The sequence below is a fragment of the Jannaschia marina genome, assembly GCF_013404595.1.
GTDB classification, from domain to species: Bacteria; Pseudomonadota; Alphaproteobacteria; order Rhodobacterales; family Rhodobacteraceae; genus Jannaschia; species Jannaschia marina.
The window spans coordinates 75,088-87,432 of sequence record NZ_JABVAX010000008.1 but is presented as its reverse complement, the minus strand read 5'-3'; the positions used below and the strand labels follow the sequence as shown (position 1 = coordinate 87,432).

Here is a 12,345-nt window from a genome sequence, read left to right as displayed (position 1 = left end):
TTCGAATGCCGACGCGGGACATCGCCTGCGCCGGTGACGGCAGGTCTCCTGACTCGCGGGTCGTCGCTCGCCCGAACCTTCCCGGACTGGTCGTCCAGTGGTCCACATCGGGGTCGCTCGCCGCTCACAGTTGCGGGGGCAGTCACGGATTTGGTGCCTGTTGGCTACGCCGCACCGTGTTCCCTTTTCATCTCCTCGGCCTTCGGCACCGGAGAACCATCGCCGGCACAAGACCCGTTTTCGCACAGGGGCTCAAGACCGAAATACCGGTCGTGCGGAAAAATGTCTGGTCCCGCGCCAGGTTCGAGACGCGGTCGAAGGACGCGAATTACCTGTCGTACCTCTTCAAGGGAGAGCGGCGGTTCAGACCGTGGAAAGCGTCCAGTCGACCCCCTCGGCCTGGGCGGCGGTTGCGGCGATGTCGGTCGCCGTCAGCCCTGCGTCGGCATACATCGCGTCGGGCGCGGCCTGGTCGATGAAGCGGTCCGGGAGCGTCATGGTTCGTATGGCAAGGTTGCCGTCGAGCAGGCCCTCGGCGGCCAGGAAGTGCAGCACCATCGCCCCGAAGCCGCCGACGGCGCCCTGCTCCACCGTCATCAGGACGCGATGGTCGCGGGCGAGCCGGCGGATCAGCGCGTGGTCGAGCGGCTTGGCGAAGCGCGCGTCGGCGAGGGTGACCGAGAGGCCCTGCCCGTCCAGCAGCGCGGTGGCCTTGCGGCATTCGCCGAGATGGGCCCCGAAACTCAGGAGCGCGACGTCCGCGCCCTCCTGCAGCACGCGGCCCTTGCCGATTTCGAGCGGTGTCCCCCTCTCGGGCATCGGCACCCCCTCGCCCGCTCCGCGCGGATAGCGGAAGGCGATCGGTCCGCTGTCGTGGGCGGCGGCCGTGGCGACCATGTGGACGAGCTCCGCCTCGTCGGCGGCGGCCATGACGGTGAGGTTCGGCAGCGCGCTCAGGTAGCCCACGTCGAAGGCACCCGCGTGGGTGGCACCGTCGGCCCCGACGAGGCCCGCGCGGTCGATGGCGAAGCGCACGGGCAGGTTCTGGAGCGCGACGTCGTGGACGATCTGGTCGTAGCCGCGCTGCAGGAAGCTGGAGTAGATCGCGCAAAACGGCTTGAGCCCGCTTGCGGCGAGGCCGGCGGCGAAGGTAACGCCGTGCTGCTCGGCGATGCCGACGTCGAACATGCGTGCGGGATGCGCCTTGGCGAAGATGTCCATGCCGGTGCCCGAGGGCATGGCGGCGGTGATACCGACGATCTTCGGATCGGTCTCGGCAAGCGTCGCGAGCGTCTTGCCGAAGACGGAGGTATAGCTCGGGGCGTTCGGTTTCGCCTTGGCCTGCGCGCCGGTCGCGACGTCGAACTTGCCGACGCCGTGGCCGCAGTCGGCGGCACCCTCTGCGGGGGCATAGCCCTTGCCCTTGACGGTGCAGGCATGGATCAGCACGGGGCCGGTGGCGCGGGCGCGGGCCGTGCGCAGCACGGTCAGAAGCTGGGTCATGTCATGGCCGTCGATGGGGCCGATATACTGGAAGCCCAGCTCCTCGAAGAGGGTGCCCTGTCCGCCGCTCGCGCCCGTCACCAACTGCCGCGCGCGGCGGGCCTGATCGCGGAGCGGGCCCGGGAGGGCCTTCTCGATGCCCTGCGCCATCTCGTGCAGCCCGCCCACGGGCGAGGCGTAGAGGCCCGAGAGATACTTCGAGAGCGCGCCGACCGGCGGGGCAATGGACATCTCGTTGTCGTTCAGGATGACGAACATGCGCCGGCCCTCGGCTCCGGCGGCATTGAGGGCCTCGAAGGCCATGCCGGCCCCGATCGCCCCGTCCCCGATGACGGCGACCGCATCGCCCGTCGGCTGCCCCATGTCGCGCCCCACGGTGAAGCCGAGCGCGGCGGAGATCGAGGTGGAGGAATGGGCGGCACCGAAGGGGTCGTAGTCGGATTCCGCGCGCTTCGTGAAGCCCGAGAGGCCCCCGCCCTGCCGCAGCGTGTGCATCCGGTCGCGGCGCCCGGTCAGGATCTTGTGGGGGTAGCACTGGTGCCCGACGTCCCAGATCAGCTTGTCGCGCGGCGTGTCGAAGACCGCGTGGAGCGCGACGGTCAGCTCGACCACACCGAGGGAGGAGCCGAGGTGACCGCCGGTCTGCGCGACCGTGGAAATGACCTCCCCGCGCAATTCTCCGGCGAGGCGGCCAAGCTCCGGATCGGTCAGGGACTTGAGGTCGGAGGGGACGTGGACGCGGTCGAGATGGGGCGTGTGCATGGTCGGTCCTCCGGGGGGCGAACGAGACGGGGCGGCGGTGTCGTGCCGCCGCCCCCGAGGCGTGTCAGGCGCGGGCCGTCTCCGCGGGCTGGATCACCGCGGCGCGCGGCGGATTCGGATCCGGCGCCTCCTGGCTTTCGGGCGGCAGGAGGCCGCCAAGCCAGACGAAGAAGGCGACGAAGAGGACCACGCCGAGGCTGAAGGCGGCGGCGTAGCCCGCGCCCCGCAGCATCAGGATCGTGATGTCCCCCCGCAGGCGGGCGCGGACGTCTCCGGTCGTGCCGAGATAGTCGTGTTCAGCCATGTGAACCTCCTTAGTCGAGCGGCGCGTAGCCGTGGTCCTGCGCCCAGATGTACCAGTTGTCGACGACCGTGCCGGTCAGCAGGATGCCGATACCGCCGGTCAGCGTCGTCAGCACCGCGAACCACCAGGCCCAGCGGTGGATCCCCTCCATCGTGGCGTTGAACCCCATCGTCCAGCGCCAGAAGAGCGCGGCGCGCTCCGTGGCGGTGCCCCGGTCGACGATCTGCTCGATCTCGCGCTCGCCGCCGTAGCGGCTGACGGCGAGGATCGTGGCGCCGTGCATCGCGAAGAGGAGCGCGGAGCCGTAGAGGAAGACGATCGAGAGCGCGTGGAACGGGTTGTAGAAGAGGTTGCCGTAGGTCAGCGAGAAAAGGTTCGTCCAGTCGAGGTGCGGGAAGATGCCGTAGGGCACCGCCTCCTCCCAGGAGCCCATCATCAGCGGCCGGATGAGACCAAGGACGAGGAAGAGCCAGATCGCGCTCGCGAAGGCCCAGCTGACGTGCTTGCCGAGGCCCAGCTCCTCGGCCCGCAGGTAGGTGCGGATCCACCAGCTGATCACCGAGATCAGCAGGAAGAACGACGCGATGAGCCACCAGCCGCCCTCGTTCAGGGGGGCCATGCCGAGGCCGTAGTCGGCCGAGGGCGGCTCGAGCGCGAGCCAGAAGAGATCGCGGAAGAAGAGCGCGGGCGAGTAGCCGACCTGCGCCCAGAAGGACATGCCGACGATGAAGAACCAGGCGAAGCCCGTCGCCAGCGACACGATGCCGAACGGCCCGAGGTAGATCGGCCCCAGCTGCGCGTTGCCGATGACGCCGGCGAGCTTGGAGAAGCGCGCCGACTTGGTGCGTTCGCGCTCGGCGTCGACGCCCTCGACCATGCCCATCTCGGGCGGGCCCTGAACCTGCACCTGCGTGAAGATGTTCTGATATTCCAGCATGTCAGTTCACTCCTCCTTCGAGGCCGGCCCACCAGGGCAGTTCGAGATACCAATCCCACCAGGCGATCCAGGGGTCGAACCAGACGGTGCCCGAGATCACGATGCAGACCGCGCTCCAGAAGCCCGCGTTGAGCGCGAGCAGGAGGCCGAGGCGGTGGATGCCGAGCGGCCCGATGGAATAGCCGATGAGGTCACGGAAATAGGTGTCCTCGTGCTCGGGCGACTTGATCTGCTGGCCCTTGGGCGGATTCACCGCAGACAGCACCAGCGAGCCGTGCAGCGCGAGCGCGAGGCAGGTCGTGAAGAAGAAGGTGATCGCGACCATGTGGGCCGGGTTGTAGTGGAAGTTGCCGTAGGCGTAGCCGACGTTGTTGACCCAATCGAGATGGCTGAAGATGCCATATGGGAAGCCGTGGCCCCAGGCTCCCATCAGCGCCGGGCGGATGATGACGAGGGTGACATAGGCCAGGATCGCGACCCCGAAGGCGAAGGGCACGTGATAGCCGATGCCGAGCTTGCGGCAGATCTCCACCTCGCGGAGCATCCAGCTGACGAAGGCGCCGGTCGCGCAGATGGTGATGATCTGCCAGAGGCCCCCATCGGCCAGCGGCGCGGCCCCGAGGCCGTATTCGAGGCCCGGCGGGTCGATCGAGATGAGCCAGGGGTTCCAGGTGTCGCCGAGCGAGGCCCCGTAGAAGATCAGGATCGTGCCGAGGGCGGTGAAGAAGAACGTCGTGACCCCGAAGAAGCCGACGTAGAACGGCCCCAGCCAGAAATCGAACAGGTCGCCGCCGATCAGCGTGCCGCCCCGGACGCGGTATTTTCGTTCGAAGGTGAGCTGTGCCATCTTCTCTCTCCAGTTGCGCGCGGCGGGGTGCAGCGGCCCGGGCGCGGGTTAGCGGTTTGTCGTGGGCGACGGGCGGACCGGCCGCCCACGACGATGTCAGGACCGGCCGATCACTCGGCGGCCTCTTCCGCGGCGAAGGCGCGGTCGAACCAGTTGGTTTCCGGGTTGCTGAGCAGGACGAGGTGAATCATCGCCGCCAGCAGGAACAGGAACACGCCCTGCGCCACGAAGACGCGGCGCGGGTCGAAGACCAGCCAGATCTTGTAGAACTGTGCCATGTGGATGTCCTCCTGTTACCAGCTGAACCAGGGCAGCTTGAAGTAGGTCAGAATGTGAGCGACCACCGCCACCGCAGTGAACAGGTAGAATCCGCTCAGATAGACCGAGTGCAACTCCTGCGCCTGCTCGTCTGTCAGACCCGTGAAGGACAGGTCGGATTTATCAGCCATTGTTTTCTCCTGAAAAAGATGAACTGACGCCGCGAGGCCCTCGCGACCGGGTACGACGGGGGCTCATCCCCCGCCCTGCTCCACCCTCCCGAAGGAGCGGCGAACTCTGTCTCACGCGCTGAAGATCCGCGGCGTGATGATCTGTGCCTGCGCCCAGGCAGCGGCGAGCGGCCCCTTCTCGGGCAGGCTGAGGCGGCGCAGCGCGGTCAGGCCCCAGGTCAGGGTCGCCAGCGGCAGCGTCGCCAGGAAGATGAGCGCGAGATAGGCGTAGTACTCGCGCTGGTGCGCCCGGGCGCGGCGGGCCCTCGGGGCCTCGCGCGCGGGGGCGAGCGCGATGTGGTCCGTCGTGAAGTCGGTCATGTCCTGTCTCCTCCGATGGGGGTGGGGTGCAGCCGGTCGAGCGTCGCGCGCTCCACCCGGTCAGCGCCCTGATCGAGCGCGGCCTTCTCGGCTGCGTCGCGCAGGGTCTTTGCCGCAGAAATCCGGGTGAGCACCGGATGGCTGGCGACGATCTCGTCGAGGCGGGCCTGCGCGTCGGCGTCCCAGGGGACGTCGCGGCGCAGGGGGGTGGGGGTGGCGGGGGCGGCGTCCATCTCGCTGCCGAGCGGCAGGATGTGGAAGAGCGCGTCGAAGAGCCCGTTGCAGACCTCCTGCACCAGATACGTGGCCCCCGCGTAGCCCATGAAAGGCGTGCCGGTGTGCCGCCGGATCGCGGCCCCGGGGAAGCTCGCCGGGATGAAGCTCGGAGCGGGGCCGAAGCCCTGCTTGGCCTCGGCGAGGTACATCTTCTCGTTGATGGACCCGAGGAGGACTGTCGGCCGCTTGTCGTGCACCATGGCGCGCACGGCCTCGTTGTCGGTCTTCCGGCCACGCGTCCGGGCGACGGCGAAGGCGCAGGGCAGGCCCATGTCGACTTCTAGGAAGTTGCGGATGCCGCGCGCATAGGTCTCGGTGGCGACGATGCCGAAGCTCGCCGTGGCGAAGAAATCCTGCGTGACCGAGCGCCAGAGATCCCAGAGCGGTTTCAGGGTCGAGTGCTTCTCGGTCTCGATGAAGGGCTCCGGGTCGAGGTCCAGCAGCTCGCCCAGCTTGCGCAGGAACTTCGTCGTGCTGTCGATGCCGATGGGGGCCTGCAAGTAGGGCTTGCCCAGCACCTCCGACAGGCCGCGCCCGAACTCGCGGTACATGCAGATATTGACGTCCGCATTCACCAGGTTGCGCATCTCGGCCACGTGGCTGCCCAGGGGCATCACCATGTTGATCTCTGCCCCGATGCCCTCGACCAGACGGCGGATCTCGGCGAGGTCACTGGGCATGTTGAAGGTGCCGTACATCGGCCCGAGGATGTTGACGCGGGGCTTCGCATCCTCGGCGCGCTTCTTCTCGGGCGGCATCCGGCCCTTGGTCATCCCGAACTCGGTGAAGATCCAGGTCATCGCGCGGTCCGCGCTCTCCCATTGGTCCTCGTCGATGGTGCGGGGCAGGAAGCGCTGGATGTTGGTGCCCTGCGGCGTGACGCCGCCGCCGATCATCTCGGCGATGGAGCCGGTGACGACGACCGCCGGCAGCGCCGGGTCGAGCGTCTCCCACGCGCGCTTCATCGCATCCTCGGTGCCCGCGCCCATCTCGTCTTCGGAGAGACCCGTGACCACGATCGGCAGCTCGTGCGGCGGCAAGCCATCGGTGTAGTGCAACACGGAGGTGACCGGCAGGTTCTCGCAGCCGACGGGGCCGTCGATGACGACCTGCAGGCCCTTGACGGCGCAGAAGGCGTAGACGGCCCCCCAGTAGCCGCCGGCGCGGTCGTGATCCTGGATCAGCATGGCGCGCCCCCTCTGCCTCGATCCCTCTCCCACCGGGAGAGGGAGGCGAAATCGGCCGGGGCCGCGCCCTCCCCCCTCCGGATCGGAGGGGGGCCGGGGGGGAGGAGGCGCGCGATCATATCATCGCCTCCGCCGCCGCGGCGCGCTTGCGTTTCTCGATCTTCTTGAGGTTCTGGGCCCGGAACCCCTCATGCAGGTTCGGTGCCCCGGACCAGACACCGGCGGCATCGCCGTGGCCCACGCCCTCGAAGAAATCGCGCATGGTCTCCATGCGGTCCTTGTTGGCGATGGCCGTGCCGACGACCTGCGCCAGCGACCCGGCCCCGGCGAGGCCCATCAAGGGCCGCGCGGAGATGAGGTTGGTGAAATAGAGCGAGGGGATCCCGAGCTCCTTGCCTTTCTGCACCACCGGCGTCGTGCCGATGGCGAGGTCGGGGCGCACGGCCTCCATCGCGGCCAGATCGTCCTCGAGCGAGGCGCGGAACCTGACCTTCGTACCCTTCGCCTCCAGCCAGGCGGCGTCGTCCGCCGACCAGCGCGTCCTGGGGCAGGCCGTGCCGACATAGGGGATCTCGGCGCCGCTCTCGATCAGGAGGCGGGCGACCAGGAGTTCGGAGCCTTCGTAGCCCGAGAGCGTGAGCGTGCCCTTGATGGGGTTCGCGGCGAGCGCGGCCCTGAGCGCGGGCAGCACGGCGTTCTGCGCCTCGGCGACCTTGGCGGCGGGCAGGCCGAAGGCGTCGCCGATGGCCGCGAGCCAGTCGGCGGTGCCGTCGTGGCCCACCGGCGCGGAGCCGACGACGGGCCGGCCCGCAGCCTCGAAGACGCGGACGGAGGCGGTGTAGAACGGGTGGATCGCCGCGACGGCCCCGCAATCGAGCGCGCCGTAGAGCTCGCGCCACTCGCGGGTCGGCACGGTCGGCCCGGCGGCGAGGCCGAGCGGCTCCAGCATCCGGCCGATCATCATCGGATCGGCGGGGAACATCTCGCCCAGGAGCGCGACGGTCGGGCGATCGGAGCCGCCTTCGGGGCGCGGCACCGGCCCGGCCTCGGCCTCGCGCCTGGCGTAGTCGAGCATCGCGCCCGCCAGCACGTCCTTCGCTTCCGCGTGGGTCGGGACGCCGAAGCCCGGCACGTCGATGCCGATGATGCGGACGCCGTCGATCTCTTCGGGCAGAAGGCGCAGCGGCACGCCGGACGCGGTGGGCACGCAGAGGTTGGTGACGACGATGGCATCGAGGCGGTCGCCATCGGCCAGCTCGTGCACGGCTTCGCGGATATCCTCGTAGAGCTTGCCGGTGACCAGCGTCTCGGAGTTGAACGGCACGTAGCCGATGGAGCGGCGCGCGCCGTAGAAATGCGACACGAACGAGAGGCCGTAGACGCAGCAGGCGGAGCCCGAGAGGATCGTGGCGACCCGCTTCATACGCAGGCCGACACGCAGGCTGCCGAAGGCGGGGCACATGCTCTGGGGTTGGTCGTGCGGGCCCTTCGGGTAGTCGGCGGCGTAGCGGTCGAGCAGGTCGGACTGCCCCGCTTCGCGCGCGGCGGCTTCCAGCGTGGCCTTCGACGTGCAGGCCCCAGCCTCGGCCCCCGCGGGCGCCTCGGGCAGGTCCGGCGCGTCGGCGGGGGTGATTTCCACCCGGCCCGCATCGTCGTAGGTGACGTTGTATCCGCTGCGCTCAGACATCGTCGTAGACGACCTCCAGGCTCTGCTTCGGCTTCGACTTGGCACCGCGCATATCGGCATCCGTCGCGGGCACGAGCACGACGTCGCCGCCGGTGTCCTTGCTGTCGAAGAGCGCCAGCAGCCCGTCCTGATCGAGCGGTGTGGGCCGCACCGGCGGGGCCTCGGCCACATTCAGGCCCAGTTCGGCGAAGAGCGGTCCCCAGGGGCCGGCCTCGGTGCCGACGATCTGGTAGTTCGCGGACTTCTTGCGCAGGTCGTCGTCCTGCGGGATGGCCGCGAGGACCGGGATGTCGACGGCCTCGGCAAAGGCCTGCGCCTCGCCCGAGCCGTCGTCCTTGTTGATGACGAGGCCGGCCACGCCGACGTTGCCGCCCAGCTTGCGGAAGTATTCCACCGCCGAGCAGACGTTGTTGGCCACGTAGAGCGACTGCAGGTCGTTCGAGGCGACGAGGATCACCTTCTGCGCCATGTCGCGCGCGATCGGCAGGCCGAAGCCGCCGCAGACGACGTCGCCCAGGAAGTCGAGGAGGACGTAGTCGAAATCCCAGTCGTGGAAGCCCAGTTTTTCGAGCAGCTCGAACCCGTGGATGATGCCGCGCCCGCCGCAGCCCCGACCCACTTCGGGGCCACCCAGCTCCATCGCGAAGACGCCGCCGCGCTTGAAGCAGACGTCGCCGATGGCGACCTCCTCCCCGGCGAGTTTCTTCTTGGAGGACGTCTCGATGATCGTCGGACAGGCCTTGCCGCCGAAGAGGAGCGAGGTCGTGTCGGACTTCGGGTCGCAGCCGATCAGCAGCACGCGCTTGCCCTGCTCGGCCATCATGTGGCTCAGGTTAGCGAGCGTGAAGGACTTGCCGATGCCGCCTTTGCCGTAGATCGCGATGATCTGCGTCTTGGACGTCGGCTCATCCGTCTGGATATCGGCAAGATCGGTGTTCGCCTCGTCGCGGAGGCGGTCGTCGAAGTCGCGGAGGTTGGGAACGTCGTCGAGGGTCATGCGGAGCCTTCCCAGTCGAGGATCATCTTGAGGCAGGTCGGATCGGTGAAGGCCGTGTGATAGGCCCCGGCCGCGGCACCCGGCGGTGCGCGGTGCGTGATGAGGCCGTCGAGCGAGAGCGCGCCCGAGTCGATCAGCGACCGGGTCGCCAGAAGGTCGTCGCGCGTCCACTCGGCGGCCACGCGCAGGCGGGCCTCCTTCAGGAAGGCGGGGGGGAACGCGAAGCTGATCGGGGCCGGATAGAAGCCGGCGAGGACGATCTCGCCGCCCTTGGCCAGCCGCGGGATCAGGGCGGGGATCACCTCGGCATCGCCCGAGGCGTCGTAGACCGTGGCGTAGTCGTGGCGGTCGTCCGCCTCGGGGGCGATCACCGGATAGGGTGTCGCGTCGCGGCGGCGGTCGGCGTTCGTCTCCCAGACCGTGGGCGGTGCCCCCCCTGCGGCGACCGTCAGACGCGCCAGAAGCCGGCCGAGAACGCCATGACCGACGATCAGCTCCGGCAGGTCGGCGCGCGGCCCGGCGAGCGCATGACGGGCGGTGGCCGCCAGCGCGAGGAGCGCGCCCTGCACCCCCTGCCCCGGGTCGATGGACAGGGCACGGGCAGCATCGGTCACGAGCGTCCGCGCGGCCCCGCCGAAAAGCCCGTGAACACCATCGAAACAGCTCGCGCCGGGCACGAAGACCGTGTCGCCGACGCGGAGGTTCGCGGCGGGGCCGGCCTCGACCACCTCGCCCGTCGCCTCATAGCCGGGGACGAGCGGGTAGCCCATGCCAGGAAAGGGCGGCATCTCGCCCGACCAGAAGAGCTTTTCGGTGCCGGTGGAGATGCCAGACTGCCGGATCTCGACCACCACGTCGTCCGGCCCGGGCGGGCACAGCGCAACGGTATCGACGGCGACGTCGCGCGATCCGTTCAGAATGATGGCTTGAGTCTGCAAGCGTCTCTCCCCGTGTTGCCACGACCCCGGGAGGGACTCAGCCGGGGTACGACTGAGTGTCAGGTTGGACTGACAGTTGAAGTCTGTCAATGTAAGTTTCCATTGTCACTTCGGCACGCGGGCTTGCAGCACGCGGGTCACGAAGGGCCGCGGCGTGCGTCCGGGCCGAGCGACGGCGAAACCCGCGTCCCGCGCGAGCGCGGCGATCTCCGAATGCGACCGCGTGCGCCCCGTGCGCATCGCCATGGTATAGAGCGCGAAATAGGCGTCTCCGGCCCGCTCGGGCCGCGCCCCGCCCGACATCGGCTCCGACACGATCAGCCGTCCGCCGGGCGGCAGGGCCTCCCGGCATTTCGCCAGAAGCGCCGCGACGGTCGCGTCGTCATGGTCGTAGAGTACCCGGATGAGCGAAATCGCGTCGCAGCCCCGGGGTAGCGGATCGTCGCGGAAAGACCCGGGGCGAATGTCCACCCTGTCTGACAGCCCCTCCGCCGTGAAACGCGCGCGGGCGGAGGCGGCGACCTCGGGCAGGTCGAAGAGCGTCAGCGCCATCTCGGGATTCGCCCGGGCGGCCGCGCGCAGGAAGGCCCCGGTGCCGCCCCCCACGTCGCAGAGCCGCGTCACCCCCTTGAGCGAGACGCAGGCGAGCGTGTCCTCGGCCACGAGCGCCTGGCTGTCGGCCATGAGCGCGGAGTAGCGGGCTGCCGCCTCCGGTGCCATCTCCCCGCCGAAGACATAGGGCCAGAACGTGGCCAGCTCCGTCTCGACATCGCCGCGAAAGAAGGCGACCGGGTCGGCGAGATCGCGGTAAAGAACATCGTGATGGCGGATCATGTCGGCGAGCCCGGGCACCCCGGCCAGCGCGGCCCCCCGACGCGTGAGCGCGAATCGCCCGTCCCGCCGCCGGCGCAGAAGCCCGAGTGCGGCTCCGCCCTGCAGCAACACCTGCATCCGCGCCTCCGGCATGTCGCAGGCGAGGCCGAGCGCCGCGGCATTCGCGGGCCGCTCCATCAGGCGGGCGGGAATGTCGAAGTGGACGAGCGCGGCAAGGATCTGGCTGTGGCAGAAACCGGCAACGAGGTCGAAGAGCGCCGCACCGTCCCGGCGGACGAGGCCCCGGGTCAAGGGGAAGCGCGCGGCCCAGGCCTGGAACCGGGGCGAGGCGACGAGCCGTTGCCGCCAGCCGGGCCGGAGCGCGGCGGTGCCCACTACTCGCCCGGCACGCGGGCGGCGCGGGCGCGCAGCGGTGCGACCACCTCGGCCTGCGCGGTGACGAGCTTCGCCAGTTCGGCTTCGCCCGGGCACTTCGGGATCGAGGCGATGGCCCCGGCCAGAATGTCGCGCATCCGCGCGATGGCGCCCTCGACCCCCAGTTCTGCCACGGCATTGGGCCGACCGTGCAGATCGTCCTGACCCACCGGCTTGCCCAGCGTGTCGGCGTCGAGCAGCGCGTCGCGCAGGTCGTCGGCCACCTGGAACGCCTCCCCGATGGCAAGCCCCAGGTCTTCCCAGGCCTCGAGATCGTGCCCCGCCGCGGCGGCCCCCATCTGCGTCGCGGCGATGAAGAGCGCGGCGGTTTTGGCGCGGTGATAGGCGCGCAGGTCGACCGTCTCCTCGCTTTCCCAGCCCTGCCCGGCGCAGATGCCGTGGGGCATCCCCGTACGCGTCGCGAGGATCCGCATCAGCTGCGGGGCGCGGGCCGGCTCCTCGGCGGCGGCGCGGGCCAGCACCTCGAAGGCCATCACGATCAGGCTATCGCCGGCCAGCACGGCCAGCGGCTCGCCGAAGGCGCGGTGAACGGCGGACTTGCCCCGGCGCATGTCGGCGTCATCGAAGCAGGGCAGGTCGTCGTGGACGAGCGAGGCGCAGTGGATGAGCTCCAGCGCGGCGGCGGCGGCATCGGCCAATGCGGGGCGATCGTCGCCGCAGGCCTTCGCCACCGAGAGGAGCAGCGTCGGCCGGATCCGGGCCCCGCCGGGGGTAACTGTATAATGGAGCGCGGAGGCCAGCCGGGCGGGCGCGGGCTGCGCCTGACCCCGCGCGATGGCATCGCTCAGCGCACGGTCGAGGCGGTCGGACAGGGACATGGCGGACCTCC

Annotated in this window: 13 protein-coding genes and 1 riboswitch; all 13 genes read right to left on the bottom strand. The window is 69.7% G+C overall.

All coding sequences use genetic code 11. The features are described from left to right. Positions 1-21: 21 nt before the first annotated feature. Positions 22-236: riboswitch (cobalamin riboswitch) on the bottom strand. A 127-nt stretch (positions 237-363) separates the two neighbouring features. The 13 genes from dxs to HSX43_RS13950 all read right to left on the bottom strand — a co-directional run bounded on the left by dxs (position 364) and on the right by HSX43_RS13950 (position 12,334). Then, positions 364-2,265, bottom strand: a complete 1,902-nt coding sequence (gene dxs / locus HSX43_RS14010) for a 1-deoxy-D-xylulose-5-phosphate synthase (protein WP_179380770.1) — start codon at positions 2,263-2,265, stop codon at positions 364-366. 64 nt (positions 2,266-2,329) lie between these two features. After that, on the bottom strand, positions 2,330-2,569 hold the full coding sequence (gene pufX / locus HSX43_RS14005) for an RC-LH1 core complex protein PufX (RefSeq protein ID WP_179380769.1): 240 nt from the start codon (positions 2,567-2,569) through the stop codon (positions 2,330-2,332). A 10-nt stretch (positions 2,570-2,579) separates the two neighbouring features. After that, positions 2,580-3,506, bottom strand: coding sequence for a photosynthetic reaction center subunit M (gene pufM / locus HSX43_RS14000; protein WP_179380768.1), 927 nt, complete (start codon positions 3,504-3,506; stop codon positions 2,580-2,582). Position 3,507: 1 nt separating this feature from the next. Then, a complete protein-coding gene (gene pufL / locus HSX43_RS13995; RefSeq protein ID WP_179380767.1) occupies positions 3,508-4,353 on the bottom strand; it encodes a photosynthetic reaction center subunit L in 846 nt (281 codons plus the stop codon). Positions 4,354-4,463: 110 nt separating this feature from the next. Beyond that, positions 4,464-4,631, bottom strand: a complete 168-nt coding sequence (gene pufA, locus HSX43_RS13990; RefSeq protein WP_179380766.1) for a light-harvesting antenna LH1, alpha subunit — start codon at positions 4,629-4,631, stop codon at positions 4,464-4,466. Between the two features lie 15 nt (positions 4,632-4,646). Next, positions 4,647-4,802 (bottom strand): light-harvesting antenna LH1, beta subunit, encoded by a 156-nt coding sequence (pufB, locus tag HSX43_RS13985; protein ID WP_055081708.1) that lies wholly within the window; start codon positions 4,800-4,802, stop codon positions 4,647-4,649. Between the two features lie 111 nt (positions 4,803-4,913). Further along, positions 4,914-5,162 carry a cytochrome PufQ gene (gene pufQ, locus HSX43_RS13980; RefSeq protein ID WP_179380765.1) on the bottom strand — a complete coding sequence of 83 codons (249 nt, stop codon included), beginning with the start codon at positions 5,160-5,162 and terminating at the stop codon, positions 4,914-4,916. Then, on the bottom strand, positions 5,159-6,625 hold the full coding sequence (bchZ, locus tag HSX43_RS13975; RefSeq protein ID WP_179380764.1) for a chlorophyllide a reductase subunit Z: 1,467 nt from the start codon (positions 6,623-6,625) through the stop codon (positions 5,159-5,161). Before bchZ ends, pufQ begins: the two co-directional genes overlap by 4 nt. 115 nt (positions 6,626-6,740) lie before the next feature. Continuing rightward, positions 6,741-8,312: a chlorophyllide a reductase subunit Y gene (gene bchY, locus HSX43_RS13970; RefSeq protein WP_179380763.1), complete on the bottom strand. Its 1,572-nt coding sequence runs from the start codon at positions 8,310-8,312 to the stop codon at positions 6,741-6,743. Then, a complete protein-coding gene (locus HSX43_RS13965) occupies positions 8,305-9,309 on the bottom strand; it encodes a chlorophyllide a reductase iron protein subunit X (RefSeq protein ID WP_179380762.1) in 1,005 nt (334 codons plus the stop codon). Before HSX43_RS13965 ends, bchY begins: the two co-directional genes overlap by 8 nt. After that, a complete protein-coding gene (bchC, locus tag HSX43_RS13960; protein ID WP_179380761.1) occupies positions 9,306-10,247 on the bottom strand; it encodes a chlorophyll synthesis pathway protein BchC in 942 nt (313 codons plus the stop codon). The genes HSX43_RS13965 and bchC overlap by 4 nt, the downstream gene beginning before the upstream one ends. 105 nt (positions 10,248-10,352) lie before the next feature. Then, positions 10,353-11,456, bottom strand: a complete 1,104-nt coding sequence (locus HSX43_RS13955; RefSeq protein ID WP_179380760.1) for a methyltransferase — start codon at positions 11,454-11,456, stop codon at positions 10,353-10,355. Beyond that, positions 11,456-12,334 carry a polyprenyl synthetase family protein gene (locus HSX43_RS13950; protein ID WP_179380759.1) on the bottom strand — a complete coding sequence of 293 codons (879 nt, stop codon included), beginning with the start codon at positions 12,332-12,334 and terminating at the stop codon, positions 11,456-11,458. The genes HSX43_RS13955 and HSX43_RS13950 overlap by 1 nt, the downstream gene beginning before the upstream one ends. Positions 12,335-12,345: the final 11 nt, after the last annotated feature.

Excerpts from the sequence above, each read along its gene's own strand:
- pufM (WP_179380768.1), bottom strand. The coding sequence starts at position 3,506 with ATGCTGGAATATCAGAACATCTTCACGCAGGTGCAGGTTCAGGGCCCG.
- pufQ (WP_179380765.1), bottom strand. The coding sequence starts at position 5,162 with ATGACCGACTTCACGACGGACCACATCGCGCTCGCCCCCGCGCGCGAG.
- HSX43_RS13950 (WP_179380759.1), bottom strand. The coding sequence starts at position 12,334 with ATGTCCCTGTCCGACCGCCTCGACCGTGCGCTGAGCGATGCCATCGCG.
- pufB (WP_055081708.1), bottom strand. The coding sequence starts at position 4,802 with ATGGCTGATAAATCCGACCTGTCCTTCACGGGTCTGACAGACGAGCAG.
- pufA (WP_179380766.1), bottom strand. The coding sequence starts at position 4,631 with ATGGCACAGTTCTACAAGATCTGGCTGGTCTTCGACCCGCGCCGCGTC.
- HSX43_RS13965 (WP_179380762.1), bottom strand. The coding sequence starts at position 9,309 with ATGACCCTCGACGACGTTCCCAACCTCCGCGACTTCGACGACCGCCTC.
- pufX (WP_179380769.1), bottom strand. The coding sequence starts at position 2,569 with ATGGCTGAACACGACTATCTCGGCACGACCGGAGACGTCCGCGCCCGC.
- dxs (WP_179380770.1), bottom strand. The coding sequence starts at position 2,265 with ATGCACACGCCCCATCTCGACCGCGTCCACGTCCCCTCCGACCTCAAG.
- bchZ (WP_179380764.1), bottom strand. The coding sequence starts at position 6,625 with ATGCTGATCCAGGATCACGACCGCGCCGGCGGCTACTGGGGGGCCGTC.
- pufL (WP_179380767.1), bottom strand. The coding sequence starts at position 4,353 with ATGGCACAGCTCACCTTCGAACGAAAATACCGCGTCCGGGGCGGCACG.
- bchY (WP_179380763.1), bottom strand. The coding sequence starts at position 8,312 with ATGTCTGAGCGCAGCGGATACAACGTCACCTACGACGATGCGGGCCGG.